The sequence below is a fragment of the Thalassotalea fusca genome (assembly GCF_053485835.1).
This window is the reverse complement of record NZ_JBQRUN010000021.1, coordinates 1-25,004: the sequence shown is the minus strand read 5'-3', so window position 1 is coordinate 25,004 and position 25,004 is coordinate 1. Positions and strand designations below refer to the sequence as shown.

The following is a 25,004-nucleotide window of genomic DNA, read 5'->3' as shown; positions in this document are numbered from 1 at the left end:
TTATTACACTTTCTTTCTTACTGATTGGTCAATTTATGATTCAGCCCTAGTCGAATAAAGACTCTACAGGTATACTAACGGCAATAATTGATAATCTAACCCTAAAATATACGACATTCATGAGTACGTTTAACATAAATACATTCCAAGGCCTGATCTTACAACTTCAAGATTATTGGTCTAGACAAGGTTGTGTCATTGTACAACCGCTTGATCTCGAAGTTGGCGCAGGTACCTTTCATCCCATGACATTTCTACGCTCTATTGGTCCTGAACCAATAAGTAGTGCCTATGTGCAACCATGTCGTAGACCGACAGATGGTCGTTACGGTGAAAATCCCAATCGCTTACAACACTATTATCAATTTCAAGTTATGTTAAAGCCGTCTCCTGACAATATTCAGGAGCTGTACTTAAACTCGTTGAAAGAGTTAGGTATTGATCCATTAGTTCATGACATTCGCTTTGTCGAAGACAACTGGGAATCGCCTACGTTAGGTGCATGGGGTCTAGGTTGGGAAGTTTGGTTAAACGGTATGGAAATTACCCAGTTTACCTATTTCCAACAAGTAGGTGGTTTAGAATGTAGTCCAGTAACGGGTGAAATCACATATGGTTTGGAACGCCTTGCGATGTATATTCAAAACGTCGACAGCATATATGACCTAGTTTGGACAGATGGCCCTATGGGTAAAGTGCTGTATGGTGACGTTTTCCACCAAAATGAAGTTGAGCAATCTGCCTACAACTTTGAGCATGCAGATGTAGACGCGTTGTTCAAACAATTCGACCAGTGTGAAAAAGACAGTGAAAAGCTGATTGAAGCAGGGCTTGCATTACCGGCGTATGAACAAGTAATGAAAGCATCTCATGCATTTAACTTATTGGATGCTCGCCATGCGATATCGGTTACTGAGCGCCAACGTTATATTTTACGAGTAAGAGCGTTATCTAAAGCTTGTGCAGAAGCATATTATGCAAAACGTGAAGAATTAGGCTTCCCTTTGTGTCAAAACAACACGGCGGGAGAAAAGTAGTATGTTAAAAGAAACTTTACTTATTGAATTAGGAACGGAAGAGTTACCACCAAAGTCGTTAAAAACATTAGCGGTTACTTTTTACGAACAAATTAAATTACAGCTTGAAAATGCTGAGCTAGCATTTGACAGTATTGAATGGTTTGCAACGCCGCGCAGATTAGCCGTTGTGGTTAAATCGTTAGACGAAAAGCAAGCAGACAAAGAAATTGAAAAGCGTGGACCTGCTGTAAATGTAGCGTTCGACGAAGAGGGGAATGCCAGCAAAGCTGCTTTAGGTTGGGCACGTTCTAACGGTATTGAAATAGAACAAGCTGAGCGCCTAAAAACAGACAAAGGCGAATGGCTTTTACATCGTGCTGTTCAACAAGGCAAAGCGATTGAGGCATTAGTGCCTGATATGGTTAATCAAGCAATTGCCAAATTACCTATTCCAAAGCCAATGCGTTGGGGAAGTTCTCGGACGCAATTTATTCGCCCAGTTCACACGTTAACGTTGATGTATGGCGAAAAAATCATTATTGGTGAAGCACTCGGTATTTCCTCAAATAACGTGGTTCAAGGTCATCGATTCCATAGCCATGGCTTAATTACACTTAAGCACGCCGATCATTATCAAGATGCGTTACGTGAAGCCAAAGTAATGGTTAATTATCAAGAACGTAAAGACGTAATCCTTGCGCAAACGAATAATTTGGCAACAGCGCTTGATGCTGAGGCGCTAATCGACGATGAGTTGTTGGATGAAGTGACGGCACTAGTAGAGTGGCCTGTCGCTTTAGTTGGTAGTTTCGACGAAGAATTTTTAGAAGTACCAGCAGAACCGTTGATTTATTCGATGAAAGATCATCAAAAATACTTCCCTGTGAAGTCGAACAATGGACAATTACTGAATAAATTTATCTTTATTAGCAATATAGAAAGTAAAGATCCTGAAAAAGTAATTTTTGGTAATGAAAAAGTAATTCGTCCACGTTTAGCCGATGCCGAATTTTTCTTTAAAACAGACAAGAAAATCTCTTTGGAGTCTCGTTTAACAAGCTTGGCAAACGTATTGTTCCAAAAACAGCTTGGTACACTTAAAGAAAAGTCAGAGCGTATTGCAACATTGAGTGAATTCATCGCTAAACAAATTGGCGAAGATGCAAGTACAGCGTATCGTGCTGGCCTATTAAGTAAAACAGACTTAATGACAGACATGGTACTTGAATTCCCGCAAGTGCAAGGGACAATGGGTAAATACTACGCCATACATGATGGTGAAGTAGAAGCCGTTGCACAGGCATTGGAAGATCAATACCGTCCACGTTTTGCGGGTGATAGTCTGCCGTTAGCAAATATTGGCTGTGCGGTCGCGATAGCTGACAAAATAGATACATTGGTTGGTATATTTGGTATTAATCAGGCGCCTAAAGGGGATAAAGACCCATTTGCATTGCGTCGAGCGGCAATTGGCTTGCTTCGTATTGTTATTGAAAAGTCACTCGCACTAGATTTGGCAACCTTAGTTGATCAAAGCATTGCTTCATACCAAGACAAGTTGTCAAATGACGACGTAAAGGCGCAAGTGCTTGAGTTTGTTTCTGGTCGATATCGTGCATTTTATCAGGAACAAGGCATTGACGTTGATGTGATTCAAGCGGTATTAGCAAGTCCGTCAACAGCACCTCTTGATTTTGATCAGCGAATTAAAGCGGTAGCACACTTTAAGTCGTTAGAAGCGTCAGCAACATTGGCTGCGGCTAACAAACGTGTTGGTAATATTCTTGCTAAGTTTAATGGTGAATTATTACCTGAGTTCAATGCTTCAATTGCTACTGAGAGCCAAGAACAGGCGCTAAATCAGCACTTTAATCAAGTGAGTGCCACGATTGCTCCTGCTATTGCTTCGCGTGACTATCAGACGGTATTAACAGAACTCGCGACATTGAAAAGTGTAATTGATGAATTTTTTGATAACGTTATGGTTATGGCAGATGATGAAGCGGTGAAGGTTAATCGTTTGACTTTGCTCAGCAACATACGTAGTGCCTTCTTAAATGTAGCGGATATTTCGTTGTTACAAGGTTAATATTGTAAGGAATGCGCGTAAGAATACGTGCTAGATTGCTACAAAAAACCAGCGGATAATACCGCTGGTTTTTTTATGGAGGATTTTTTTAGACATTTTGTCCCTAGCACCTAATACCAATAGAGGTTGTTAAGCGCCTTTGCAGATCAAATAGCGATAGGGTTTTGTCGCAATTTCTTTAAGTAACAATTCGTGCTCCATAAACTGGCAAAAACTCGGCACGTCGCGCGTCGTCGAGTGGTCATCAGCCGTAACCAATAAGGTTTCTCCAGCATTCATACTACGGATTTTCTTTCTGATCATCATTACTGGCTCAGGACAGCGTAAACCTATGGTGTCGAGTTGATGATTTGAATTATCAAAAGAGTGGCTCATATCTCTTACTTTAAAACACTAAAACGTGTGAATTTTATCGCTTCCTTGGTCAGAGATAAAGTTGTTGATCGGTATTTATGGGTACTCTCGCACAAACCCGCGTAGTTTATATTGTTGTAACAATGATGAGTTCTCTTTCACAGCTGTTTGCTTGCTCGGAAAGCATTGGCTGACAACACGAATGTTATCGTTATCTTGCAGCAACGATACATTCACTGACGATTGTGAAATACGTTCACGTAATGTCATCGCATTTTCCCCTGATGCAAAGACTCCCCATTGAATTAACCAGCAGGTTTCGGGTTCAGCAGCTGACATACTTGCTACTGGTGTTGACTTCACAAGATTGGGGGAGGCTTTTACTTCAACACTTGGCGATGCGGCTATTTGATTATCGACGCTTAACTGCTTCGATTGTTCACTTTGCCCGATAGGGCGTCTATTAGATAGCGTGCCAAAATTATACTGAATACCCAGTTGCAGTGATTGGTAATTGCCTAGGCCATCGGAACTAAAATGAAGAAGTTGGTTAACTGATAGTGACCAGCGCGGTGACAACGGATAGGAGGCACCAAAACTAATATACGGGGAGACTTGTGATTCTTTAATGAGTACCGCATTGCTCGATTGCGTAACAAAGTCGACACCACCACCTATAGTTAACTGCCAGCCCGATTGTTGATGCAAAAATTCAGCGCCAACAAGCCAGTGTTGATAATCAACCCAGTTTGTTTGTCGATCTTGTTCAACTTCTACCCGATCAGCGTAAAAGTAATGACTCTTAATAGCTAAAACGTCATTTAATTGATAACGATAACCTAAACCCGGTTGTTGTCCCGAAGCCTGTTTACTATGGATGCCCGTAGATACTTCGATAGATTGTTGGCTCCAACCGAATGAACTAAAGAGCATTAAAGTGGCGCAAGTGTGCCGTGAAATAGTAGTCAGCTTCATCGTACGTGCTATTTGAATTTCTAGTATTAGCCCAACCATATTATGGACTTCACCAAATTAAAACCTTTTTTATCAGAGAAATAGATCAAACACGCTATTATTTGGTTTCGCGCAATATAAAAACAACAATTTCCCAATAAGTTGCTTATGGATTTATATTGGAGGAGCATCTAACTTTCTAGCTAAATTTTTATACTGGGCAATAGCTATTGTGGATAAAGACAACCTGTCATTAGTTTTTAGAGTTTTCGTTTTCATTATTTGCTTTAGTGTTGTAATTGGCTTGGGTAGTCTCTTATTTAGCTACTTAGATAATATTATTCCTCAAGCCTATTCTTCTTTTGGGGCTGTTTTGGTGGGCCTATTAGTCGGAGTGAGTATCGGCGAGCTAATTCGAAAGCTCAAACTCAAAAAGTAGGAAGCAAAATGTTGCTAAAATGAAATCATAAAATCAACGATTGTGATGCCTTATTGACCTTGTAACTAAATTAAAACCTTTTTCTGCTTGCTTTGCATGGGTAGGGTGAATAATCTAAAGCAACAATTTATTAATATGGCAATCTTATGCGACGTTACCGCTTTAAGGCGCTGCTATTTACTTGTGTTTCTTTTGTTATCCCTTTAGCGCCTGCAGCAGAAAAAATCTCTTTAAGAGATCAGTTCATTCAAGCGGAAAAGCTTGTGTGGAAGTCAAAATCATCCGAATTTAAACAGGCATATCAAGCGCTTGATGGCTATGCACTTCAGCCTTATATTGAGCAAAAAAGACTGCTGAATAACATTAGATTTTCTTCTGCTGAGGATATTCGTGCATTCTTGAGCGCCCACGAAGGCACACCGTTAGATTCACCCGTGAGGCTACGTTGGTTAAGGTATCTAGCCAAGCGGAAAAAGGCGACGCTTTTTACTGAGTTTTATCGGCCTACATCTGATGACGCGCTAACGTGTCATTACTATCGATATAAACTCGAGCAGGGCGCAGATCCAAAAGATATCTTGCCACAAGTTACTCGGTTATGGTTAGTGGGTAAATCTCAACCAAAGGTGTGTGACTCTCTGTTTGAACAATGGCAAAAGGCTGGATTTCGTACCCCTGAAATTGTTTGGCGTCGACTCGAGAAGGCTGCTGACGGCGGTAAACATACATTAATTCCATACCTAACTACTTTGTTACCAAAAGAAGAGCAGTATTTAGGTCGGTTATGGCATAAGGTGAGGAAAGATCCTGCGTACATAGCCAAGATGAAGCGGTTTCCGAATAAAAACGCGAAGGAGCTTCAAATTTTCACTTACGGTATTAAACGATTTGTCTGGCGAGACCCTGATCGCGCGCTCTATGTTTTTAGATTAGGTAAAAAACATTTTGCTTTTGACAACGATGTTGAGCAAGAGATTGCCGCCCGTTTTGCCTTGGCACTGGCAAGTAAAAATCATCCCAAGGCGACTGAATGGCTAGCTAATGTTGAACAACAACGTTTATCTGACTTAGTTGTACAATGGCGTATCGCTGATTTGCTGCGCAGCCAAGATTGGCCGTTCATCAAAAGTGAACTGAATAAGTTGCCCGATCACCACAAAGAAAAGCATCAATGGCGTTATTGGTACGCGCGTAGCTTAATTGAAACAGATGAAGCGTTTGAAGGACGTCGTGTTATGGCTGAGTTAGCCAAAAATCGACACTATTATGGCTTCTTAGCGGCGAGTCAGTTAAATCAGCCCATTAGTTTACAGAATAAGCCTTTAATGGTTTTAGACAACGAGCGGCAGCTAGTTTCCAATTCCACTACAGGTCAACGAGCTTTTGAGTTGTTTGCGTTGGACAGACTTCATCATGCCAGACAAGAATGGAACTACTGGATGACAACATTGACCGTTCGAGAGCGCTTAGTGGCAGCAAAGCTGGCTAATGAACAAGGGTGGTATGATCGCGCGATCTTTGGTCTATCTCAGGTGGGCTATTTGGATGATGTCGACTTACGCTTTCCTCTCGCTTACCAAGATGAAATTACTAAGCATGCCAAGAAATATGAGATTAATCCGGCATGGGCGTTTGCTATTTCACGTCGAGAAAGCTCATTTATGGCGGATGCACACTCGTCGGCTGGCGCAAAAGGCCTGATGCAAATAATGCCTGGTACTGCAAAAACGCTAACAAACAGGCGTATTACCAATAAATATTTGACCAATGAAACGAACAATATCAACCTTGGCACTAAGTATCTGAGCAAACTATGGCAGCGACATGATGGCAACATGATCTTGGCTACCGCTGCCTACAATGCAGGGCCACATCGCGTAAAACAATGGCTAAAGTCACTTAATAAGGATGAAGGTATGCCTGCTGATATATGGATAGAAACGATTCCATTTAAGGAAACCCGAGATTACGTTAAGAGTGTAATGGCTTATCAACAGATATATCTTTATAAGGTTGGACAAGAAGCGAGCTTATTTGATGAGCTAATTTCACTTGATATATCTAGTTTGTAATCACTGACGTACAGTGAGCGAAAGCTCACTTAAGTCAATGATGTGGTATCTAAAATGCCTTATGATAAACTAACTAGAATATTACCAATTTGGTATTAAGGCTGTTGAGCGATATTACCGCGCAGACACATCCAAAAACAAAGCTACAAACGTGTATATCTGCCGTAATCTAATTTATATGCAGCTTGGCAGATCAACAGGCCTTTAATTTTACTAATATCGAGAAGAGCGAGCATGACCAAACTATCGACACTTTATCCTGCCCACATAGCAGAGTTACAAACTCGTGCTAGAAATGCGCTGCACCGTGAGAACTTAGAAGGCATAGTGATCCATTCAGGCCAAGAGTTAAAAGTGTTTTTGGATGATACGAGTTATCCATTCAAGGTGAACCCTCATTTCAAACATTGGTTGCCGTTAGTCGATGTACCAAATTCTTGGTTAATTATCACGGCAAATGCTAAACCAACGCTAATTTATTACCAACCAGTTGATTTTTGGCATAAAGTCGTTCAATTGGAAGAAGGCTATTGGAATGAATTCTTCGATATTAAGTTGCTCTCAAAGGCGGCCGAAGTCGATAAAATATTACCTTACGACAAAGCGAATTATGCCTACATTGGTGAACATCTTGAAGTAGCTAAGGCGTTAGGCTTTGAACAGCTTAATCCAGAGCCACTGCTTAACTACTTACACTTTCATAGAGCCTATAAAACAGCCTACGAGCAAGAATGTATGCGTTTATCCAACGCGCGTGCAGTTAAAGGCCATAAAGCAGCCAAAGCAGCATTCTTAGCGGGTGAAACTGAGTATAATATTCAACAGGCTTATTTAACGGCCACTGAACATGTTGAAAGCGAAACACCTTATGGCAATATTGTTGCTTTGAATGAAAACGCGGCTATTTTGCACTACACTGCGCTTGAACGAAATGCGCCACAAGCTCACCGTTCTTTTTTGATCGATGCGGGAGCAAACTTTCATGGCTACGCCTCTGACATCACGAGAACCTATGCGTTCAAACGAGATAAGTTTGCAGAATTAATACAACGCATGGACACATTAATGCTCAAAGCCGTTGATGGTTTAAAGCCAGGAAAGAGCTATGTGGATTTACACATAGCGACGTTTGCTGATATTGCCAATGTCTTGAAAGAGTTTGATTTTATTAACGTAACACCAGATGTGGCAATAGAAGCTGGTATCGTTGGGGCATTTTTCCCGCATGGTCTTGGTCATCACTTAGGGTTGCAAACGCATGATGTTGGTGGATTCATGGCTGACGAACGTGGCACACATATTAACACACCCAAAGAGCATCCTTTCCTAAGAACATCACGTGTTGTTGAAACCAATCAAGTATTTACTATTGAGCCAGGGCTTTATTTTATCGACTCATTGTTGGCGGATATCAAGGGTTCCAAAAACAACCATATGATCAATTGGCAAAATGTCGATGAAATGCGTCCATTTGGTGGAATTCGAATTGAAGATAATATTATCGTTCACCAATCTCACAATGAAAATATGACTCGTGATCAGTTGTTGGATTAGCCATAGGTGAAACAGCAATACCTTGTTGCCGATACAACGGTAGTTGATGAAACGATCGTTAATAAGAGTCGATTCATTTGTTATCTCGCACCGTGTCAATCTAATCAAGCCGCCAAGGCGCACCTCGATGACGTGCGCCAGTTACATCCGAATGCTAGCCATCATTGTTATGCCTTCATTAGCTCCTTTCCCGACGATAGCCAAAGTTATGGATTTTCCGATGATGGCGAACCAACTGGTACTGCTGGACGACCCATGCTTGCGGTATTACAGGGGAGCGGTGTAGGTGAGATAAGTGCAATTGTTGTCAGATATTTTGGCGGTACCAAATTGGGGACCGGTGGCTTGCAACGTGCTTATGGTGGTAGCGTAAGAGAAGCACTAACTAAAATGAAGACGCGTATTAAAGTGCCTATGGCGAATCGCAAGGTTTTATGCCAGTATGCGCAAGTAAACGATATTTTAAGACTTGTTGAACAATTTGAAGGTAAAGTGCTTTCACAAGACTTTCAAACTGACGTGGAACTATGTATTGCTATACCAGTAGCTGAAGTAGGCATCTTTGCTGACGCTCTTAAAACTTTGTCAGCTGGACAACTTGCGTTAAAAGAAATCAATTAATAATAAAAGTAGACAACGTGCAATTTAATAACATCATACGAATATTAGGGTTATTGGTTACATTACTAAGTGTCACCATGCTACCGCCTGCGTTTGTTTCGCTGGTATATCGTGATGGTGGCGGTGTTTCCTTTTTATTATCTTTTGTCTTGTGTTTATTCGCAGGCATGGTCGCTTGGTATCCGAATCGCAACGAAAAACAGGAACTGCGTGCGCGCGAAGGGTTTCTTATCGTGGTACTGTTTTGGACTGTTTTGGCAAGTTTCTCCGCAATTCCTTTACTGCTTTTAGAAAACCCCGCATTAAGTGTAACTGACGCTTTTTTTGAGTCTTTTTCTGGGCTCACAACAACGGGCGCGACCATATTGACCAAAATTGATGGTCTACCTCACGCCGTACTATGGTATCGCCAACAGTTACAGTGGTTAGGTGGTATGGGAATCATCGTTTTGGCAGTAGCTGTGTTACCTATGTTAGGGATTGGTGGCATGCAGCTGTATCGGGCGGAAACGCCGGGCCCTGTTAAAGACTCGAAGATGACCCCTCGGATTGCCGATACCGCTAAACACCTGTGGTATATCTATTTAGCGCTAACGGTTGCGTGTTCTTTAAGTTATTGGGCGGCAGGAATGTCGTTATTTGACGCTGTTTGCCACGCATTCTCAACTATTGCCATTGGTGGGTTTTCTACACACGACGCTAGCATTGGGGCATTTAACAGCCCACTTATTAATTTTATTTGTGTCTTCTTCTTATTGGTCGCTGGCGTCAACTTTGCGCTTCATTTTGCAGTAGTCCATAGTCGCTCACTTCGTGCTTATTTCTTTGATCCCGAATTCAAGGTGTTCATTGGTATTCAGTTCGCGTTAACGCTTGTTTGTTTTGTGGTTTTGCTAATTCATGGTACTTACCAGAATGGCTTTGAAGCATTTGATCAAGCATTGTTTCAGTCTGTTTCTATCAGTACAACGGCAGGCTTTGCGACCACGTCTTTTGCTGATTGGCCAACATTACTGCCGTTATTGTTAATTTTTTCAAGTTTCATTGGTGGCTGTGCTGGGAGCACTGGTGGTGGTATGAAAGTTATTCGTGTCTTACTGCTTTATTTGCAAGGCATTCGAGAGCTCAATAAGTTGGTGCATCCAAAGGCTATTTTTACTATTAAGCTTGGGAAAAAAGCACTACCTAATCGTGTCGTTGAAGCTATTTGGGGGTTTTTCTCGGCGTATGCCGCTGTCTTTGTTTTGTGTATGTTGCTACTGTTATCGGCTGGCGTAGACAATATTACGGCATTTACCGCTGTCGCTGCATGTTTGAATAATCTGGGTCCAGGGTTAGGAGAGGTCGCTGCAAACTTTTCCAGTTTGGGAGATTTCAGCAAATGGGTCTTAGTTGTGGCTATGTTATTTGGGCGGCTTGAGATATTCACTTTGCTGGTATTATTTACGCCAGCATTCTGGCGCTCATAATAGCCATACAGCTAACTTACACGCCAGAAATAAACTACAGATACGATTAGTAAAACTGCAGTGGATCGACATAAAACAGCTTTTCAACGTCTGATATGTATTTCTTGTTTACTAAGAAAAGAATGACGTGGTCTTCTGCTTCAATGACCGTATCTGAGTGAGCAATAACTACTTCTTCGTTACGGACAATGGCGCCGATGGTTGTGCCCGGCGGTAGCTTAATTTCAGTGATAGCTCTACCCACGACTTTCGATGACTGTTTGGTTCCTTTAGCAACTATTTCAATGGCTTCAGCAGCACCACCACGTAAGCTATAAACATTATCAATGCTACCACGCCTTACATGGGTCAAGAGTGCTGAAATTGTCGCGTGTTGCGGTGAAACGGCGATATCGATATTGCTGCCATGAACCAAGTCGATATAAGCACTGCGTTGGATTAATACCATCGCTTTACGTACACCTAGTCGTTTAGCCAATAGTGATGACATGATATTGGCTTCATCATCATTAGTTACAGCAATGAACACGTCAAATTGGTCAATGTGTTCTTCTGTAAGCAACTCTTGATCAGATGAGTCACCGACAAATACTAATGTGTCGTTTAATTCTGAGGCCAAATACGCAGCGCGTTTGGGAGAATGTTCGACCAATTTAACCTGATGGTTTTTCTCCAGTAATTTGGCGAGTCCAGCACCAATGTTACCACCTCCCGCAATCATGATGCGTTTGTAGGCTGGCTCCAATTTTTGTAATTCGTTCATAACCGCACGGATATGAATCGTTGCCGCAATGAAAAATACTTCGTCATCAGCTTCAATGACCGTTGTGCCCAGTGGACGGATAGGTTTGCCGTTGCGATAGATAGCAGCAACTCGGGTATCCACATTGGGAATATGCTCTCTTAATGTCGACAAAGCATGTCCCACTAACAAGCCACCATAGTACGCCTTAACCGCAACAAGACTTACTTTACCGCCAGCAAACTCTAACACTTGTAGAGCGCCCGGATAATCAATCAAACGGGCTATGTCACGGGTAACTAGCTGCTCAGGTGCAATTACATGATCAACGGGAATATTCTTGTTTTGGAATAATTCTTGTTGATATTTCAATATTTTAGCGGAGCGAATTCGCGCTATTTTGGTCGCGGTATTGAAGAGCGAATAGCAAATCTGACAAGCGATCATGTTGGTTGAATCATCACTGGTCACTGCAATCACCATTTCGGCATCTTCAGCGCCAGCTTGTTTTAGCACGTCGGGATGTGAACCGTGGCCAACAACTACTTGCAAGTCCATTTTGTCCTGCAGTTCTCTCAAAGTTTCGCTGTTGGTGTCTATCAAGGTGATTTCGTTATTTTCACCGACTAGGTTTTCAGCAAGTGTACCACCCACTTGACCAGCGCCAATTATGACTATTTTCATCGCTCTGTTTTAGTTTTTCTTTGTGAGTTTTGCATAATAAAAACCATCCATAGAATGGTCGCCCGGTAATATCTGCCAACCAATATCCTCGCTTTTATCGGTAATTGCAACATGAACGGCATCTGGCTCGTCATCCAAGAAGGCCTTGATTTGCTGGTGATTTTCTTCAGGTAAGATGCTGCAAGTTGCATAGACCAGAGTACCTCCGGGCTTTAATAGCTGCCAAATCGCACGTAGAATTTTTGCTTGTAGTAGGGTTAACTCGTTAATATCACTCGCTTTTCGTAGCCATTTGATGTCCGGGTGACGTCGAATAACACCTGTGCCGGAGCAGGGCGCATCGAGTAAAATTCTGTCAAACTGCTCACCGTCCCACCATGATTGTGGGTTGGCTGCGTCTGCAGCAATTACTTTCGCATTTAACCCTAGACGGGTAAGGTTTTCTTGAACGCGTGTTAGCCTTTCCGGCTCTACGTCGATAGCTGTCATTGAAGCCAACTGAGGCTGGCTTTCCATGATGTGACAGGTTTTCCCGCCGGGGGCTGCACAACAATCTAATACGTTGTCGCTAGCTTGTGTATCCAGTAATTTTGCGGCTTGTTGCGCTGCACCGTCTTGAATTGATACCCAGCCTTGTTCAAATTGGGGTAATAAACTGACATCGATAGGGTGTGTCAACTTTATTGCCTGGCTGCTGGGGTCTACATAGTCGAAGTCGATCTCAGCTTGTTCTAACAGTTTAATATAGTCGTTTACTGCAAGTTTTTGCTGATTTACTCGCAGCCACATAGGCGGCTTCTCTTGGTTTTTCTCCAATATAGACGACCATTGCTGAGGATATCCTGCTTGTACTTTCTTGATGAACCAACTTGGGTGATTATACTGGACGGCATCAGAAATTGTTTGATCTTCATTAGCTTCTGTATTTTGATGACTGCGTTGGTAATTTCGCAGGATGCCGTTAACCATGCCTTTGAGGTGAGGGCTTTTTAGTGCAACTACACCGTTGACTGTTTCACTTAGTGCCGCGTGATCAGGAATACGAGTATATTTGAGTTGGTAAACACCCACTAACATCAGGAAGTGCACAACACGTTGTTTTCCTTTGAGTGGCTTTTTCACTAAAGGTCGAATGCTGTGTTCTAATTCAGGCAAAAATCGCAATACGCCATAACAGAGTTCTTGCAATAATCCTTTGTCTTTGCCTTCTGCCCGAGATTGCGCTTGTGGAAGTTCGTCAGAAAGGCTGCGGCCATTATCTACTACTTGAAAAACACATTTTGCTGCTAATGCGCGAATGTTCTTAGCCATACTAACTGGTGAAACCTTTAATTGATTGGCCTACGGTGAACCATTGCGCTCGGGCATTTAAAATATCCTGTGCAGGCAATGCTTTCTTACCGGGTAGTTGTAACGACTGTAAACGCAAAGCCTGTTCACCAGTCGCGACAGTAATACCACTCTTATTGGCTTCGATTATCGTCCCCGGTGCTACATCACTATTTTGCTCGACAACTTGAGTTTGCCAAATGCGAATTCGGTGTGTTTGTGCTTTTTCATCGGTAAATGAAAACTGCGCAACTGGCCATGGAATGTAAGCTCGTACTTTTTGGTCTAACAGTTTCGCAGGCATTGACCAATCAAGCTCTGCTTCTGCTTTGTCCAGCTTAGCGGCATAAGTCGCGAGCGCGTTGTCTTGAGGCGTACGTATGTAGTCACCCGCAGACATTTGCGCTAAGGTTTCTAATAACGCCTTGGGACCTAATTCTGCTAATTTCTCATAGATACTGGCACTTGTATCGTTGGTTTGGATAGGGCAGGAGGCTTTTAAGATCATGTCACCGGTATCGAGGCCTTTGTCCATTTGCATAATGGTTACGCCGGTTTCCTGGTCACCGCGCTCTACAGCTCGTTGAATTGGAGCTGCGCCACGCCATTCAGGTAATAACGAACCATGCACATTGATACAACCCAATCTAGGTGCTTGTAAGATAGCTTCGGGCAGTAGTAAACCATAGGCCACCACTACCATCACATCGGCGCCTAAGTCAGCTAGTTGATTCTGATCAGCCTCATCTTTGAAGTTGATTGGCTGATACACAGGAATGCCGTGTTCAAGCGCCAGAGATTTAGTGGCACAAGGGGTTAGTTTTTTCCCTCGTCCAGCAGGTTTATCTGGTGGGCAGTAGGTGGCAATCACTTGATGTTCTGATTGAATAAGTGCCAACAAGTGTTGAGCAGCAAAATCTGGGGTGCCAGCAAAAATTATTTTTAACGGTTTAGACATGAATGTTTCTTATTACAGCCAGTAAATTAAGCGCGAGCTTGTTCTAAGCGCGCTTCTTTTTCTAATTTTGTTTGAATGCGTTTGCGTTTTAATGGTGATAAATAATCGACAAACAATACGCCATTAAGGTGGTCGAGTTCATGTTGGATGCAAATACCAAGGAGTTCATCACCTTCTATCTCATAAAATTCGCCATGTTCATTTTGCGCACGAACTTTCACGTTAACAGCGCGGTCAACTTTCGCATAACAGCCCGGCACTGATAAACACCCTTCTTCGTTAATAACGGTTTGTGGGCTTTTTTCGATAATTTCAGGGTTAATTAAAACGTAAGATTGCTCTTTGTTTTCTGAAACATCGATAACCACAATGCGCTTATGAATGTTGACTTGTGTGGCAGCTAAGCCGACACCGTTTTCTGCGTACATCGTGTCGAACATGTCGCTAACGATTTTTCGAATGTCATCATTCACTTCGTCAACGGGTTGTGCTTTGGTTCTCAGTCGTTCATCTGGAAATCGTAATACAGGTAATATAGCCATAATTTTTCTAAAAGAATTCGCGAAATTTCGCATACAGTGTTATGTTTCAATTTTAGCCATTAAATAAAATTAATCATAGTGGTTTAAGTCAAATGGGTTAAGAATAGGCTGGTGAGTATGCTAAAAATCATAAATTTATCGCTGATTTTCTTATTATTGCCGTTTATTTCAGCGGCGGAGAAAATTACATTAGCGCCTGATGCACCTTCATCTTATGTTGTTAAGAAAGGAGATACCCTTTGGGATATCTCGGCGGTGTTTTTAAAGCAGCCATGGTTATGGCCAAAAATCTGGCGGTTAAATCCTGACATAGAAAATCCTCATTTGATCTATCCAGGAGATGAATTGCGGCTAGTTTATGATGAAACTGGCCAACCAATGTTGGTAAAAGGCAAGCCAACATTAAAATGGTCACCTAAAGTTCGTACTCAACGAAAAGAATTGACACCCATTGAAACCATTTCACTTGAGACAATTGCGCCATATCTCAAATACGATACCGTCTTATCGCCAGAAGAAGTCAATGAGTTGCCTTATATTCTTGGCAATGATGAAGGGTATAAGTCTGGCATGGATCACTTTAAGTTATATGTACATGGTGATTTAAAGGTTGGTCAATCATATGCGTTCTATGAAAAGGCTGACGCAATACTAGATCCAGAAACTCAGGAAGTCATTGGCTATTATGCCAACATGGTTGGTACTGGCAAAGCAATTAGAACAGGCAATATCGCAGAAAAAGTGCCCGCGACTGTAGTGAGCCAAAGTGCAATGAGAGAAATTCGCTCTGGTAATGTTGTCAAAGAAGTGAATGAGAGTCAGTTGTTACCCGCATTTTTTACTATGCAGCCAGCAACTGAAACCATCGTAGGTGAAATCATCAAAGCGGCCTCTGATGCACGTGAGTTTGGCAAATTAGAAGTGGTATTGATAAACCGTGGTAGTGAAGATGGTGTGATGCAAGGTGATATTTTATCGGTTGAACGTGAAAGCCCAGGTGTCGTAGAAACTAATGATGGGCCAGTTTACACTGCAGATGCATCTAGATGGAATCGCATGGCAACTGAGTCTAATTCTGACTATCAAATGCCGAGTGAAGCATTAGGAAAAATGATGGTTTTCCAGGTGTACAACAAAATGAGTAAAGCGTTGATATTGCATTCAGAAAAACCATTGCGCCTAGAGGATATTGTAAAATCACCTAAATAACATGGAGGTTACTTAGTGCCAAAAGGAACTGGCAACAACATTCAAAACGAAGATTCAGACATCAAATATTGGTTAGCGCTAAAATTTCTTCCACGCCTCTCGGTACGGAAGAAGCTAGCGCTGGTTGACTCGTTTGGATTACGTCAACTATTTCAAGCGCCGCCAGCACAACAAGACTGTACTCTGTCGCAAGCACAGCATAATTACTTATTATCACCTGATTGGAACAGAGTTGAAGCTGTACTTGCTCAGACTAGGGCATGTGGGGGCATCGTCATTGGCTATTCGTGTAACCATTACCCCCAGCTGCTGAGAGAGATCTTCGATCCGCCACTAGTATTGTTTGCTAAAGGGCGGCTTGAGCTTCTTAATCAACCTCAACTGGCAGTGATCGGCAGTCGAAATGTTAGCTATTATGGCAAGGACACGGCCTATCGTTTTGCCAAAAAATTAGCTTGTGCATCTTTGGTAATAACCAGTGGCCTAGCAATAGGCGTTGATGCAAGCGCTCACCAAGGTGCATTGGATGAAACCGGTGCAACGATTGCGGTTATTGCAACGGGAATTGATGTCGTCTATCCAACTAGGCATAAACCATTGGTGGCAAAGATTCTGGAGAAAGGTGGATTGATCGTGAGTGAGTTCGTGCCACGAACGCCAGCAAGAGCAGGGCATTTTCCTAAACGAAATCGACTCATAAGTGGTATGTCACAAGGCGTACTCGTTGTTGAAGCAGCGATGAAAAGTGGCTCATTGATTACGGCCAAATGCGCCTTAGAGCACAACCGAGATGTGTACGCAGTGCCAGGTGTCATTCAAAATCCGAATGCACAAGGCTGTCATTGGTTAATTAAACAAGGCGCTAAACTTGTAGACGATCCTGCCGATATTGAAGAAGAGTTAGCAATAAATACATTTGATGGTCTACACTTAAATAAAGATCAACAAAAACAAGAGGATCACAAAAAAAGCAATAATAAAGGGTTGTGCAATGATCCATTGTTAGCTAGTGTGGGTTATGAAATCACTCCCGTAGACAAAGTGGTTTCTCGGAGCAAACTACCCATAGATGTAGTGTTAACCCGATTAACGATGCTTGAGCTCAGAGGTCTGGTATCTGCGGTGCCAGGTGGCTACCTTAAATTGAATAGGGGCTAGTTATGTTTGATATCTTGATGTACCTTTTTGAAAACTATATTCACAGTGAAGCTGAAGTTATGGTTGACCATGATATTCTAACTGATGAATTAACTCGCGCCGGATTTCACCAAGACGAAATATACAAAGCGCTGTCTTGGTTGGAAAAATTAGCGGCATTACAAGACACAGACGCGTACCCATACCTAACACGAGTGGGAAATAGCTCATTCCGTATTTACACTCAAGACGAAATGCAGTTAATGGATATAGAGTGTCGTGGATTCTTGATGTTTTTAGAACATGTGAATGTGTTGGACTTTACCACACGGGAACTGGTGATTGACCGAGTGATGGAGCTGGACACTAAAACGTTTACCATTGAAGACCTTAAATGGGTGGTGCTTATGGTGTTATTCAATGTACCAGGGAAAGAAAACGCCTATTCACAAATGGAAGACTTAATATTTGATGAACAAGAAGGTCCACTTCATTAATCAATTCAGTCCATACTAGTAAAGAGCAGGCTTTATACCTGCTCTTTTTGATCGACACGCTATAGTGTCCGTAGAAAAAATTAGCCTATTGTTGACCAGACGACTTGTGGCATAATACCCATCATTATCACTTGGTAAATTATATTATGTCTAAGTCGGACGATTCCTTGTTTAGTCGCCACGAGCATGCGCTGGAAAAAGCCTATGAGCTTTGCCCAGAATGTGGTGGTGAATTACATATTAAAAACGGTAAATCAGGTGCATTTCTTGGCTGTTCGTCCTACCCAAATTGTCAATATACTCGCCCCGTTGTAGAGCATGAGAAAGTAGAAGACCGTATTTTAACCGGAAGTGAATGTCCTCAATGCGGCAGTGAACTGGCGGTAAAACAGGGGCGATATGGTATGTTCATTGGGTGCAGCAATTTTCCTGATTGCCATTATATTGAACATGAGCAGAATGCGCAGGCGGCCACAGTAGCTTGTCCAAGTTGTAGCAAAGGTAGCTTACAGAGTAAAACGAGTCGTTATGGCAAGACTTTTTATAGCTGTGATCGTTACCCTAAGTGCAAATACATTGTCAATCATGAACCAGTGGCAGGGGAATGTGAAAAGTGCCACTATCCGTTGTTAGTTAAACGGAATATGGCGGCTGGCGAGAAACTACAATGTGCTCAAAAGAAATGCGGACATTTTCAATCGTAAAGGGCACCTCATGGTGCCCTTTATCGTTGTCGAATAGATTAACCGTTAATTCTTGTTTATATACGCTTTAATATCAGCAAAGGTTGTATTGTCTGGTAGTGCTTTTGCCACTAATGTTAATGAATGCTGCAACTGCTCTGATGTAGCTGCCGATACATTGATGTGACCCATCTTTCTGCCAGCTCGCTTTGCTTTGCCGTACCAATGAATGGCAACGCCAGGAATCGCTAACAAAGAATTAGGTAACGTGTCTTCGCCCAATATATTGATCATCGCGGTAGGGCGCACTAATGCAGTACTGCCTATGGGTAGCCCGCAAACAGTGCGTACATGGTTTTCAAACTGACACGTATCCGCACCTTGTTGCGTCCAGTGACCAGAATTGTGTACGCGAGGCGCAATTTCGTTAACCAGCAATTGTTCACCAACCTGAAAGAACTCAATTGCTAATACGCCAACATAATCTAATTGGCTAGCTACGCGATCAAATATATCTGAGGCTTGTGCTTGCAATGCGTCTTCGTTTACTAATGCAGTAGAAACACTCAATACACCATTGGTATGGTGGTTTTCAGCAAGTGGGTAAACTTTGGTGTTACCCAATTTATCGCGAACACCAACCAACGAAACCTCGCGGTCAAATGGCACCATTTGCTCTGCAATGATACCTTGTTTTTTCTGAGGATCGGCAGCAGAGAGAAATGAACTAATGTCTCGCCATGTATCATCAGCGTCTGCTTGAGACTTTAAACGCCATTGACCTTTACCATCGTAACCTTCAAGTGCACTCTTGAAAATCAGCGGTAAGGATAGAGTATCAAGCGCATCTCGATAATCTTGCTCTGATGCTATGATGGCGTGCTTAGCATTTGCTGCGCCAGAGGCTTCAAGCTGTTGCTTTTCTATTCGGCGATCGCCACCAGTCTTAATTGCCTGACTTGACGGGTATAACTTTCCTGATTGCTCGCATATGGCAAGTACATCATGACTAATATGTTCAAATTCGGCCGTTATAGCATCTGCGAACGCTATGCCGTCAGCTAACGCGCCAAATGTTACCGTTGGTCGCAATGGGTCGACCACTTGGTTAGAGCCGACATCATATGCGCGAATTTCGATATTCAGTGGCTTAGCAGCAAGTGCCATCATACGTGCTAATTGTCCAGCACCAAGGACTAGTAGATTCATTTGTATAACCTATGCTTCAGGGTTTGGGTTACTGAGAATCGATTCCGTTTGATTAGTTCTAAAATCTTCGATGGCCTTTTGAACATCAGCGTCATATGTGCCAATGATTTGAGCAGCGAGTAATCCTGCGTTTGCAGCACCGGCAGTGCCAATTGCTAGGGTGCCTACTGCGATACCTTTAGGCATTTGAACGATAGACAGCAAAGAGTCTTGTCCACTTAATGCTTTACTTTGAACGGGAACTCCTAGAACAGGTAGGCTAGTATAAGCGGCAGTCATTCCTGGTAAATGGGCAGCACCACCAGCGCCCGCAATGATCACTTTGATGCCACGCTCTTTCGCACTTTCGGCGTATTCAGCAAGCAGATGTGGTGTACGATGCGCAGAAACAACTTTTGTTTCATATGGAACATTTAAAAGTTTCAACATATCTGCTGCATGTTGCATAGTTGGCCAATCAGATTTTGACCCCATGATAATACCCACTGTCATGATATAACGCCTTTTACCAAATAAATTAAAAAACGCTCCTAATTTTGGAGCATAGAATTAATCGCTTATTATAACTGCCTTTACATCATTTCGGAATGCGGTGAAGTAAAATCTGTCGTCTTATTGTGCAGAAATCGGCTGTTTTATCGTGCTATAAGTGAAAGGATGTACAGAAATAAGTGAAAGCGCGTATAATCGCGGCAGTTATTTATAAAGGTGAAAACGTGATGCAGACTGCAGTAGACGTATTCCACGGCGGTGGAGTAATTGCTTATCCGACAGAAGCTGTTTTTGGTTTAGGTTGTGATCCTGATAATGAAGAGGCGGTACAAAAATTACTAGCCCTAAAGCAAAGACCTGCTGAAAAAGGGTTGATTTTGCTAGCGGCTAATTATTCTCAGTTGCTGCCTTACATAGACGACAATCAGATCCCACAAGATAAACGATTTGCCGTATTGTCACGTTGGCCCGATGGCATAACGCAAGTGATGCCAAAAAATCGTCATATTTCTCCTTTATTATCGGGACAGTTTGACACGATAGCAGTTCGGGTAACTAGCCAGCCAGACGTTGTCGCTTTGTGCAACGCAGTGAATAAACCCATTGTTTCAACGAGTGCAAACTTAACGGGGAAGGAGCCTGCGCGAACTTGGCAAGATCTAGATCCGGCTTTAACTGCGCAAATTGACTTTGTAGTAAAGGGAGAAACACTCGGTTTTAAACAGCCATCCACTATCATCGACGCGCTAACAGGAGAAACATTTCGCTCATGAGCCATGAAAAAATTGATCAAGTTATAGAGTTTCTAAAGTCACTACAAAACGATATTTGTGATGCGTTAGAGCAAGAAGATGGCAAAGGAAAATTTGTTGAAGATAGTTGGCAACGTGCTGAAGGCGGCGGTGGGCTTACTCGCGTATTGACTGATGGCGCCGTTATAGAGCAAGGAGGCGTTAATTTTTCATTGGTTTCTGGCGACAAACTACCACCATCTGCTACAGCACATCGACCAGAGTTAGCGGGTCGTACATGGAAGGCATGTGGCGTTTCTTTAGTTATACACCCACACAACCCGTTTATTCCGACCTCTCATGCAAATGTTCGCTTTTTTATTGCGGAAAAGCCGGGTGAGGAGCCTGTATGGTGGTTTGGTGGGGGCTTTGACTTAACGCCATTCTATCCAAACGACGATGATATTAAGCATTGGCACCAAACAGCGCACGATTTATGTAGGCCGTTTGGTGATGATGTTTATGCTAAGCATAAGAAGTGGTGTGATGAATACTTTTATTTGAAGCATCGTCAGGAAACACGCGGAGTAGGTGGCTTGTTTTTTGATGACTTAAATCAGTGGGACTTTGATACCTGTTTTGACTATATAAAGGCGGTTGGTCGAGGGTACATAGATGCCTATTTGCCCATTATTCAGGCGAGAAAAACCAACCAGTACAATGAAAAACATCGTCAGTTTCAACTCTATCGCCGAGGGCGCTATGTCGAATTCAATTTAGTGTTCGACCGTGGCACATTGTTTGGATTGCAGTCTGGCGGTCGCACCGAATCTATTTTAATGTCCATGCCACCGCTGGCGCGTTGGGAGTATAATTACCAACCTAAAGAAAATAGTGAAGAAGCTAAACTCAATGCGTACCTGACACCAAGAGATTGGCTCTCTAGCTAAGGTGCATAAAGGCAAGTTATGACGAAAAAAAATGTACATGGTCACATTGCTCGGTTAGGTCCAGCAGCTAAACATAGTTGGCTTGGCCTAAAGGCAGCATACCGTTACGAAATAGCATTTCGACAAGAAGTATTTCTCTTTATATTGCTAACCCCTGTTGCTGCTTTGATAGCTAATGGTTTTGTGGAATTTGTTCTGCTGATTTCGGCAATTGTTGGCATTATGATCGCTGAACTGCTTAATTCTGCGGTTGAAGCGGTTGTTGATCGTGTCGGTACTGAACATCATGAGCTAAGCGGCAGAGCGAAAGACTTAGGATCTGCTGCTGTATTTGTGGCTATTTGCTATTTCCTATTGGTGTGGGCGTACAAATTGTACACAATGATTTAAACATCGAAGCCTATTGTTTTATTTTTTATTACTGATGACTGCTTTATTGCCCTAGGTCAAGAAAGTCCTGTTTTTGAAGGCTTAGAATGCGAGCAATTTCACATTGTTCATAATTTAAGGGAAAGCCCTCATGAAAAAAACACTACTGTCTTTGGCTGTCTTAACTTCAATTTCTGTTTCATCTCATGCTGTTGATTACCAAGCTGGGGATATCGTAGTACGTGGTGGAGCCACACTTGTTAATCCTGACAGCAACAGAGCCAATGTAGCTTTGAATGGCGATGACTCTGTAGGTTTACAAGTATCAGTAGATGACAACACACAACTAGGTTTAAATGGTCTTTACTTTTTCGACCGAAATTGGGCGGTAGAGCTTCTTGCTGCCACGCCTTTTACACACGATATTACCGTACATGATAAAAATGCCGCATTAGGCGTTGATGGCGCAAAACTTGCCGAAGTAACGCATTTACCACCAACGGTAAGCGCAATCTATTATTTTGATAGCAATAGTAATTTAAAACCATACATCGGGGCAGGTATTAACTATACTGTGTTTTTTGAAGAAGAATTTGATGCCGCTCCTAAGAGCTTAGGTTTCAATGAATTGTCACTAGACAGCTCTTTTGGGTTAGCGTTACAAGTAGGTGCAGATTATTACCTCGACAACAATTGGCACGTTAATGCTTCGGTTAGATATATTGATATTGATACTGAGGCTACATTTAAGGTAGGTAATTTAGTAAACGGTAGTGCCGATGTTTCAATCGACCCAATGGTTTATTCACTCATGATTGGTTATAAGTTTTAGCAAAACCATATAATCACTTGTACAAAAAGCAGCAAAACCCTTGCTGCTTTTTTTGTTAAAGTAACTTAAGATGCGTTCAAGCATTTTATCTATTTGAATTCTTTCTAATGAAGCTTTGTGTCTTTGGTAATCCTATTCAACAATCGCGTTCTCCTGATATCCACCATCATTTTGCGCAGCTTTGCGGCTTAAATGTTTCGTACGAAAAGTGTCTTGCTCCATTAGATGCATTTGAGTCAACAGTTCGGCAATTTATCGCGTCGGGCGGGAAGGGGGGCAATGTTACTGTGCCATTCAAAGAAGAAGCATTGGCATTATGCTCTCATCTTAGCGATCGCGCACGAGCGGCGGGTGCAGTGAATACTCTCAGCTTTATTAATGGTGAAATTCATGGTGACAACACCGATGGCATTGGTTTGGTTAGTGATTTACTAGGTAAAGGTGTAAAACTCGAAAATTCACGTATTCTGCTGATTGGAGCAGGCGGTGCAGCGAGAGGCGTCGTCTTGCCTATACTTGCGCAGCAGCCTGAAAGTATTACGATTATTAATCGAACCGTTGCCAAAGCACAAGGACTAGTGGCGCAATTCAATGATACTCGTTTGGTTGCTGATGGCTTAGATATTTCTGAAACGCAGCCATTTGATATAGTGATTAATGCTACTTCAGCAAGCCTAACTGACACTGCTGTTGAACTACCTGAAGGTATAATTGCCAACCACACGATATGTTATGACATGGTTTATGGTTCTGACAAAACGGCATTTATGCAATACTGTGAACAAAAAGGGGCTTGTCAAACTTTCGATGGTTTGGGTATGTTAGTAGGGCAAGCAGCAGAAAGCTTTAATATTTGGACGGGCTGTATGCCAGATGTACAGGCTACACTCATTTGTGTTAGAAACATGTTGGCGAAATAATCATGAATCAATCCATTCTTTTTAATGATGACCTCGCATACGACAACAACCAAAAGCTATGGCGATTTTCCGGGTTAGTATCTGGGCAAAATATCACTATTGAAATAATAAGCAATATCTTGCCAGCTAATATTTCGACGAGTGATAAGTTTGATTGGGAATTAGCGATAGAAGATTGGTTGACAGAACAAGAAGAAGTGCCGTCAACCATTCGATTAACCCTCTGATGACAATTCTGCTAGGTAATCGTCTTTTAGTTCGACATAGTTTACTGCCGATTGCTTAAGAAAACTAATTTCTTCATCTCTAAGGGGTCTGGCTTCTTTCATAGGGTTTCCTACATATAAGTAACCAGAGCGTAATGTTTTGTTTGGTGGTACAAGAGTGCCTGCGCCAATGAATACATCATCTTCTACAACTGCACCATCCATAATGATTGCCCCCATACCTACCAGAATACGATTGCCGAGCGTGCAGCCGTGCAACATACAATGATGACCAATGGTTACATCATCGCCTATCGTAAGAGGAAATCCCTCAGGGTTATTCTTTGATCTACGTGTGACATGTAAAATTGTACCGTCTTGAACATTGGTTCGTTGGCCAATGGTGATTTTGTTTACATCCCCTCTCGCTGCGCAAAGCGGCCAGATACTAGTATCGTCACCAATTGTTATGTCACCCACCAGAACCGAAGTGACATCTATATAGGTACGTAGGCCAATAACTGGCGAGCTACCTTGAAAGCTTCTAATATTTAAATGTGTCATTTCTATTTACTAAGTATTATTAAGTAACTTGATTATACGTGAAATAAACGTATTGAGAATTCATGTAAAATAACGAATGATAAAGTGATGTTTTCATTAGCTTAAAGCAAAATAGTAAATTGAACGCAAAAAACACTACTTTTGTACTATAAAACGCCTGTTTTTACTGGTTTGCATAAAAATGAAGCAAACAAGTAAAAAGTTTAAAATAAGTGTTGACGCCTGCGTAAAAATCTCTAAAATGCGCTTCATCTTCTCGGGGACAACCCAAGAGGCGGTTTTGAAAAGTTAGTTAACGCTACGGCCAAGATTAACAAGCCAACCACTTAAAAATTTAATTTAAAATTTTTTAAGAAAAAAGGTTGACATCAAAACTGAG

The 25,004-nt window shown here is 42.1% G+C and carries 25 protein-coding genes; 16 read left to right on the top strand and 9 right to left on the bottom strand.

Features of this window, described 5'->3' with window-relative positions:
• The first annotated feature begins 119 nt into the window (after positions 1-119).
• Both glyQ and glyS read left to right on the top strand, forming a co-directional pair.
• Positions 120-1,037: a glycine--tRNA ligase subunit alpha gene (gene glyQ, locus ACSLUK_RS17790; protein ID WP_448550143.1), complete on the top strand. Its 918-nt coding sequence runs from the start codon at positions 120-122 to the stop codon at positions 1,035-1,037.
• Between the two features lies 1 nt (position 1,038).
• Positions 1,039-3,108: a glycine--tRNA ligase subunit beta gene (gene glyS / locus ACSLUK_RS17785; protein ID WP_448550142.1), complete on the top strand. Its 2,070-nt coding sequence runs from the start codon at positions 1,039-1,041 to the stop codon at positions 3,106-3,108.
• A 129-nt stretch (positions 3,109-3,237) separates the two neighbouring features.
• Here glyS and tusA read toward each other — a convergent pair whose 3' ends face one another.
• A complete protein-coding gene (tusA, locus tag ACSLUK_RS17780; protein ID WP_448550141.1) occupies positions 3,238-3,483 on the bottom strand; it encodes a sulfurtransferase TusA in 246 nt (81 codons plus the stop codon).
• 75 nt (positions 3,484-3,558) lie between these two features.
• Positions 3,559-4,437, bottom strand: a complete 879-nt coding sequence (locus ACSLUK_RS17775; protein ID WP_448550140.1) for an SPOR domain-containing protein — start codon at positions 4,435-4,437, stop codon at positions 3,559-3,561.
• A gap of 564 nt (positions 4,438-5,001) precedes the next feature.
• On the opposite strand from ACSLUK_RS17775, the gene ACSLUK_RS17770 reads away from it, so the two are divergent.
• The 4 genes from ACSLUK_RS17770 (at position 5,002) to ACSLUK_RS17755 (ending at position 10,571) form a co-directional block, all read left to right on the top strand.
• On the top strand, positions 5,002-6,927 hold the full coding sequence (locus ACSLUK_RS17770) for a transglycosylase SLT domain-containing protein (RefSeq protein WP_448550139.1): 1,926 nt from the start codon (positions 5,002-5,004) through the stop codon (positions 6,925-6,927).
• A 234-nt stretch (positions 6,928-7,161) separates the two neighbouring features.
• Positions 7,162-8,481, top strand: a complete 1,320-nt coding sequence (pepQ, locus tag ACSLUK_RS17765; RefSeq protein WP_448550138.1) for a Xaa-Pro dipeptidase — start codon at positions 7,162-7,164, stop codon at positions 8,479-8,481.
• A 6-nt stretch (positions 8,482-8,487) separates the two neighbouring features.
• Positions 8,488-9,102: a YigZ family protein gene (locus tag ACSLUK_RS17760; RefSeq protein WP_448550137.1), complete on the top strand. Its 615-nt coding sequence runs from the start codon at positions 8,488-8,490 to the stop codon at positions 9,100-9,102.
• Between the two features lie 17 nt (positions 9,103-9,119).
• The gene (locus ACSLUK_RS17755) at positions 9,120-10,571 is read left to right on the top strand and encodes a TrkH family potassium uptake protein (protein ID WP_448550136.1); all 1,452 of its coding nucleotides are present in this window, start codon (positions 9,120-9,122) and stop codon (positions 10,569-10,571) included.
• 46 nt (positions 10,572-10,617) lie between these two features.
• On the opposite strand, the gene trkA is transcribed toward ACSLUK_RS17755, so the two are convergent.
• From trkA to def, 4 genes are read right to left on the bottom strand one after another with little or no spacing between them, the layout of a single operon-like run.
• On the bottom strand, positions 10,618-11,997 hold the full coding sequence (trkA, locus tag ACSLUK_RS17750) for a Trk system potassium transporter TrkA (RefSeq protein WP_448550135.1): 1,380 nt from the start codon (positions 11,995-11,997) through the stop codon (positions 10,618-10,620).
• A gap of 9 nt (positions 11,998-12,006) precedes the next feature.
• Positions 12,007-13,308, bottom strand: coding sequence for a 16S rRNA (cytosine(967)-C(5))-methyltransferase RsmB (gene rsmB, locus ACSLUK_RS17745; protein WP_448550134.1), 1,302 nt, complete (start codon positions 13,306-13,308; stop codon positions 12,007-12,009).
• A 1-nt stretch (position 13,309) separates the two neighbouring features.
• Positions 13,310-14,284 (bottom strand): methionyl-tRNA formyltransferase, encoded by a 975-nt coding sequence (fmt, locus tag ACSLUK_RS17740; protein ID WP_448550133.1) that lies wholly within the window; start codon positions 14,282-14,284, stop codon positions 13,310-13,312.
• A 26-nt stretch (positions 14,285-14,310) separates the two neighbouring features.
• Positions 14,311-14,826, bottom strand: a complete 516-nt coding sequence (def, locus tag ACSLUK_RS17735) for a peptide deformylase (protein ID WP_448550132.1) — start codon at positions 14,824-14,826, stop codon at positions 14,311-14,313.
• A gap of 117 nt (positions 14,827-14,943) precedes the next feature.
• On the opposite strand from def, the gene ACSLUK_RS17730 reads away from it, so the two are divergent.
• The 4 genes from ACSLUK_RS17730 (at position 14,944) to ACSLUK_RS17715 (ending at position 18,373) form a co-directional block, all read left to right on the top strand.
• Positions 14,944-16,035 carry a LysM peptidoglycan-binding domain-containing protein gene (locus ACSLUK_RS17730; protein WP_448550131.1) on the top strand — a complete coding sequence of 364 codons (1,092 nt, stop codon included), beginning with the start codon at positions 14,944-14,946 and terminating at the stop codon, positions 16,033-16,035.
• A gap of 15 nt (positions 16,036-16,050) precedes the next feature.
• Positions 16,051-17,193, top strand: coding sequence for a DNA-processing protein DprA (dprA, locus tag ACSLUK_RS17725; protein WP_448550130.1), 1,143 nt, complete (start codon positions 16,051-16,053; stop codon positions 17,191-17,193).
• Positions 17,194-17,195: 2 nt separating this feature from the next.
• Complete coding sequence (locus ACSLUK_RS17720; RefSeq protein ID WP_448550129.1) at positions 17,196-17,669, top strand: DUF494 family protein; 474 nt, start codon at positions 17,196-17,198, stop codon at positions 17,667-17,669.
• A 146-nt stretch (positions 17,670-17,815) separates the two neighbouring features.
• Complete coding sequence (locus ACSLUK_RS17715; RefSeq protein ID WP_448550128.1) at positions 17,816-18,373, top strand: DNA topoisomerase family protein; 558 nt, start codon at positions 17,816-17,818, stop codon at positions 18,371-18,373.
• 45 nt (positions 18,374-18,418) lie between these two features.
• On the opposite strand, the gene ACSLUK_RS17710 is transcribed toward ACSLUK_RS17715, so the two are convergent.
• Both ACSLUK_RS17710 and purE read right to left on the bottom strand, forming a co-directional pair.
• Entirely contained in the window at positions 18,419-19,561 is a 1,143-nt protein-coding gene (locus tag ACSLUK_RS17710; protein WP_448550127.1) for a 5-(carboxyamino)imidazole ribonucleotide synthase, read from the bottom strand.
• Between the two features lie 9 nt (positions 19,562-19,570).
• Positions 19,571-20,053 carry a 5-(carboxyamino)imidazole ribonucleotide mutase gene (purE, locus tag ACSLUK_RS17705; protein ID WP_448550126.1) on the bottom strand — a complete coding sequence of 161 codons (483 nt, stop codon included), beginning with the start codon at positions 20,051-20,053 and terminating at the stop codon, positions 19,571-19,573.
• 227 nt (positions 20,054-20,280) lie between these two features.
• Between purE and tsaC the strand changes: the two genes are divergently transcribed.
• From tsaC to ACSLUK_RS17675, 6 genes are all read left to right on the top strand, one after another.
• Positions 20,281-20,826 (top strand): L-threonylcarbamoyladenylate synthase type 1 TsaC, encoded by a 546-nt coding sequence (gene tsaC / locus ACSLUK_RS17700; protein WP_448550125.1) that lies wholly within the window; start codon positions 20,281-20,283, stop codon positions 20,824-20,826.
• Positions 20,823-21,734 (top strand): oxygen-dependent coproporphyrinogen oxidase, encoded by a 912-nt coding sequence (hemF, locus tag ACSLUK_RS17695; protein ID WP_448550124.1) that lies wholly within the window; start codon positions 20,823-20,825, stop codon positions 21,732-21,734. The genes tsaC and hemF overlap by 4 nt, the downstream gene beginning before the upstream one ends.
• 18 nt (positions 21,735-21,752) lie before the next feature.
• Complete coding sequence (locus tag ACSLUK_RS17690; RefSeq protein WP_448550123.1) at positions 21,753-22,124, top strand: diacylglycerol kinase; 372 nt, start codon at positions 21,753-21,755, stop codon at positions 22,122-22,124.
• 130 nt (positions 22,125-22,254) lie between these two features.
• Positions 22,255-22,935, top strand: a complete 681-nt coding sequence (locus tag ACSLUK_RS17685) for an OmpW/AlkL family protein (RefSeq protein ID WP_448550122.1) — start codon at positions 22,255-22,257, stop codon at positions 22,933-22,935.
• A 107-nt stretch (positions 22,936-23,042) separates the two neighbouring features.
• On the top strand, positions 23,043-23,855 hold the full coding sequence (gene aroE / locus ACSLUK_RS17680; RefSeq protein ID WP_448550121.1) for a shikimate dehydrogenase: 813 nt from the start codon (positions 23,043-23,045) through the stop codon (positions 23,853-23,855).
• Between the two features lie 2 nt (positions 23,856-23,857).
• Positions 23,858-24,082: a hypothetical protein gene (locus tag ACSLUK_RS17675; protein WP_448550120.1), complete on the top strand. Its 225-nt coding sequence runs from the start codon at positions 23,858-23,860 to the stop codon at positions 24,080-24,082.
• Here the strand turns inward: ACSLUK_RS17675 and ACSLUK_RS17670 are convergent.
• Positions 24,071-24,625 (bottom strand): gamma carbonic anhydrase family protein, encoded by a 555-nt coding sequence (locus tag ACSLUK_RS17670; RefSeq protein WP_448550119.1) that lies wholly within the window; start codon positions 24,623-24,625, stop codon positions 24,071-24,073. The genes ACSLUK_RS17675 and ACSLUK_RS17670 overlap by 12 nt on opposite strands.
• Between the last annotated feature and the right edge of the window lie 379 nt (positions 24,626-25,004).

Coding starts and splice junctions, on each gene's coding strand:
- glyQ (WP_448550143.1), top strand. CDS start 120: ATGAGTACGTTTAACATAAATACATTCCAAGGCCTGATCTTACAACTT.
- glyS (WP_448550142.1), top strand. CDS start 1,039: ATGTTAAAAGAAACTTTACTTATTGAATTAGGAACGGAAGAGTTACCA.
- tusA (WP_448550141.1), bottom strand. CDS start 3,483: ATGAGCCACTCTTTTGATAATTCAAATCATCAACTCGACACCATAGGT.
- ACSLUK_RS17775 (WP_448550140.1), bottom strand. CDS start 4,437: ATGAAGCTGACTACTATTTCACGGCACACTTGCGCCACTTTAATGCTC.
- ACSLUK_RS17770 (WP_448550139.1), top strand. CDS start 5,002: ATGCGACGTTACCGCTTTAAGGCGCTGCTATTTACTTGTGTTTCTTTT.
- pepQ (WP_448550138.1), top strand. CDS start 7,162: ATGACCAAACTATCGACACTTTATCCTGCCCACATAGCAGAGTTACAA.
- trkA (WP_448550135.1), bottom strand. CDS start 11,997: ATGAAAATAGTCATAATTGGCGCTGGTCAAGTGGGTGGTACACTTGCT.
- rsmB (WP_448550134.1), bottom strand. CDS start 13,308: ATGGCTAAGAACATTCGCGCATTAGCAGCAAAATGTGTTTTTCAAGTA.
- fmt (WP_448550133.1), bottom strand. CDS start 14,284: ATGTCTAAACCGTTAAAAATAATTTTTGCTGGCACCCCAGATTTTGCT.
- def (WP_448550132.1), bottom strand. CDS start 14,826: ATGGCTATATTACCTGTATTACGATTTCCAGATGAACGACTGAGAACC.
- ACSLUK_RS17730 (WP_448550131.1), top strand. CDS start 14,944: ATGCTAAAAATCATAAATTTATCGCTGATTTTCTTATTATTGCCGTTT.
- ACSLUK_RS17720 (WP_448550129.1), top strand. CDS start 17,196: ATGTTTGATATCTTGATGTACCTTTTTGAAAACTATATTCACAGTGAA.
- ACSLUK_RS17715 (WP_448550128.1), top strand. CDS start 17,816: ATGTCTAAGTCGGACGATTCCTTGTTTAGTCGCCACGAGCATGCGCTG.
- ACSLUK_RS17710 (WP_448550127.1), bottom strand. CDS start 19,561: ATGAATCTACTAGTCCTTGGTGCTGGACAATTAGCACGTATGATGGCA.
- purE (WP_448550126.1), bottom strand. CDS start 20,053: ATGACAGTGGGTATTATCATGGGGTCAAAATCTGATTGGCCAACTATG.
- tsaC (WP_448550125.1), top strand. CDS start 20,281: ATGCAGACTGCAGTAGACGTATTCCACGGCGGTGGAGTAATTGCTTAT.
- hemF (WP_448550124.1), top strand. CDS start 20,823: ATGAGCCATGAAAAAATTGATCAAGTTATAGAGTTTCTAAAGTCACTA.
- ACSLUK_RS17690 (WP_448550123.1), top strand. CDS start 21,753: ATGACGAAAAAAAATGTACATGGTCACATTGCTCGGTTAGGTCCAGCA.
- ACSLUK_RS17685 (WP_448550122.1), top strand. CDS start 22,255: ATGAAAAAAACACTACTGTCTTTGGCTGTCTTAACTTCAATTTCTGTT.
- aroE (WP_448550121.1), top strand. CDS start 23,043: ATGAAGCTTTGTGTCTTTGGTAATCCTATTCAACAATCGCGTTCTCCT.
- ACSLUK_RS17675 (WP_448550120.1), top strand. CDS start 23,858: ATGAATCAATCCATTCTTTTTAATGATGACCTCGCATACGACAACAAC.
- ACSLUK_RS17670 (WP_448550119.1), bottom strand. CDS start 24,625: ATGACACATTTAAATATTAGAAGCTTTCAAGGTAGCTCGCCAGTTATT.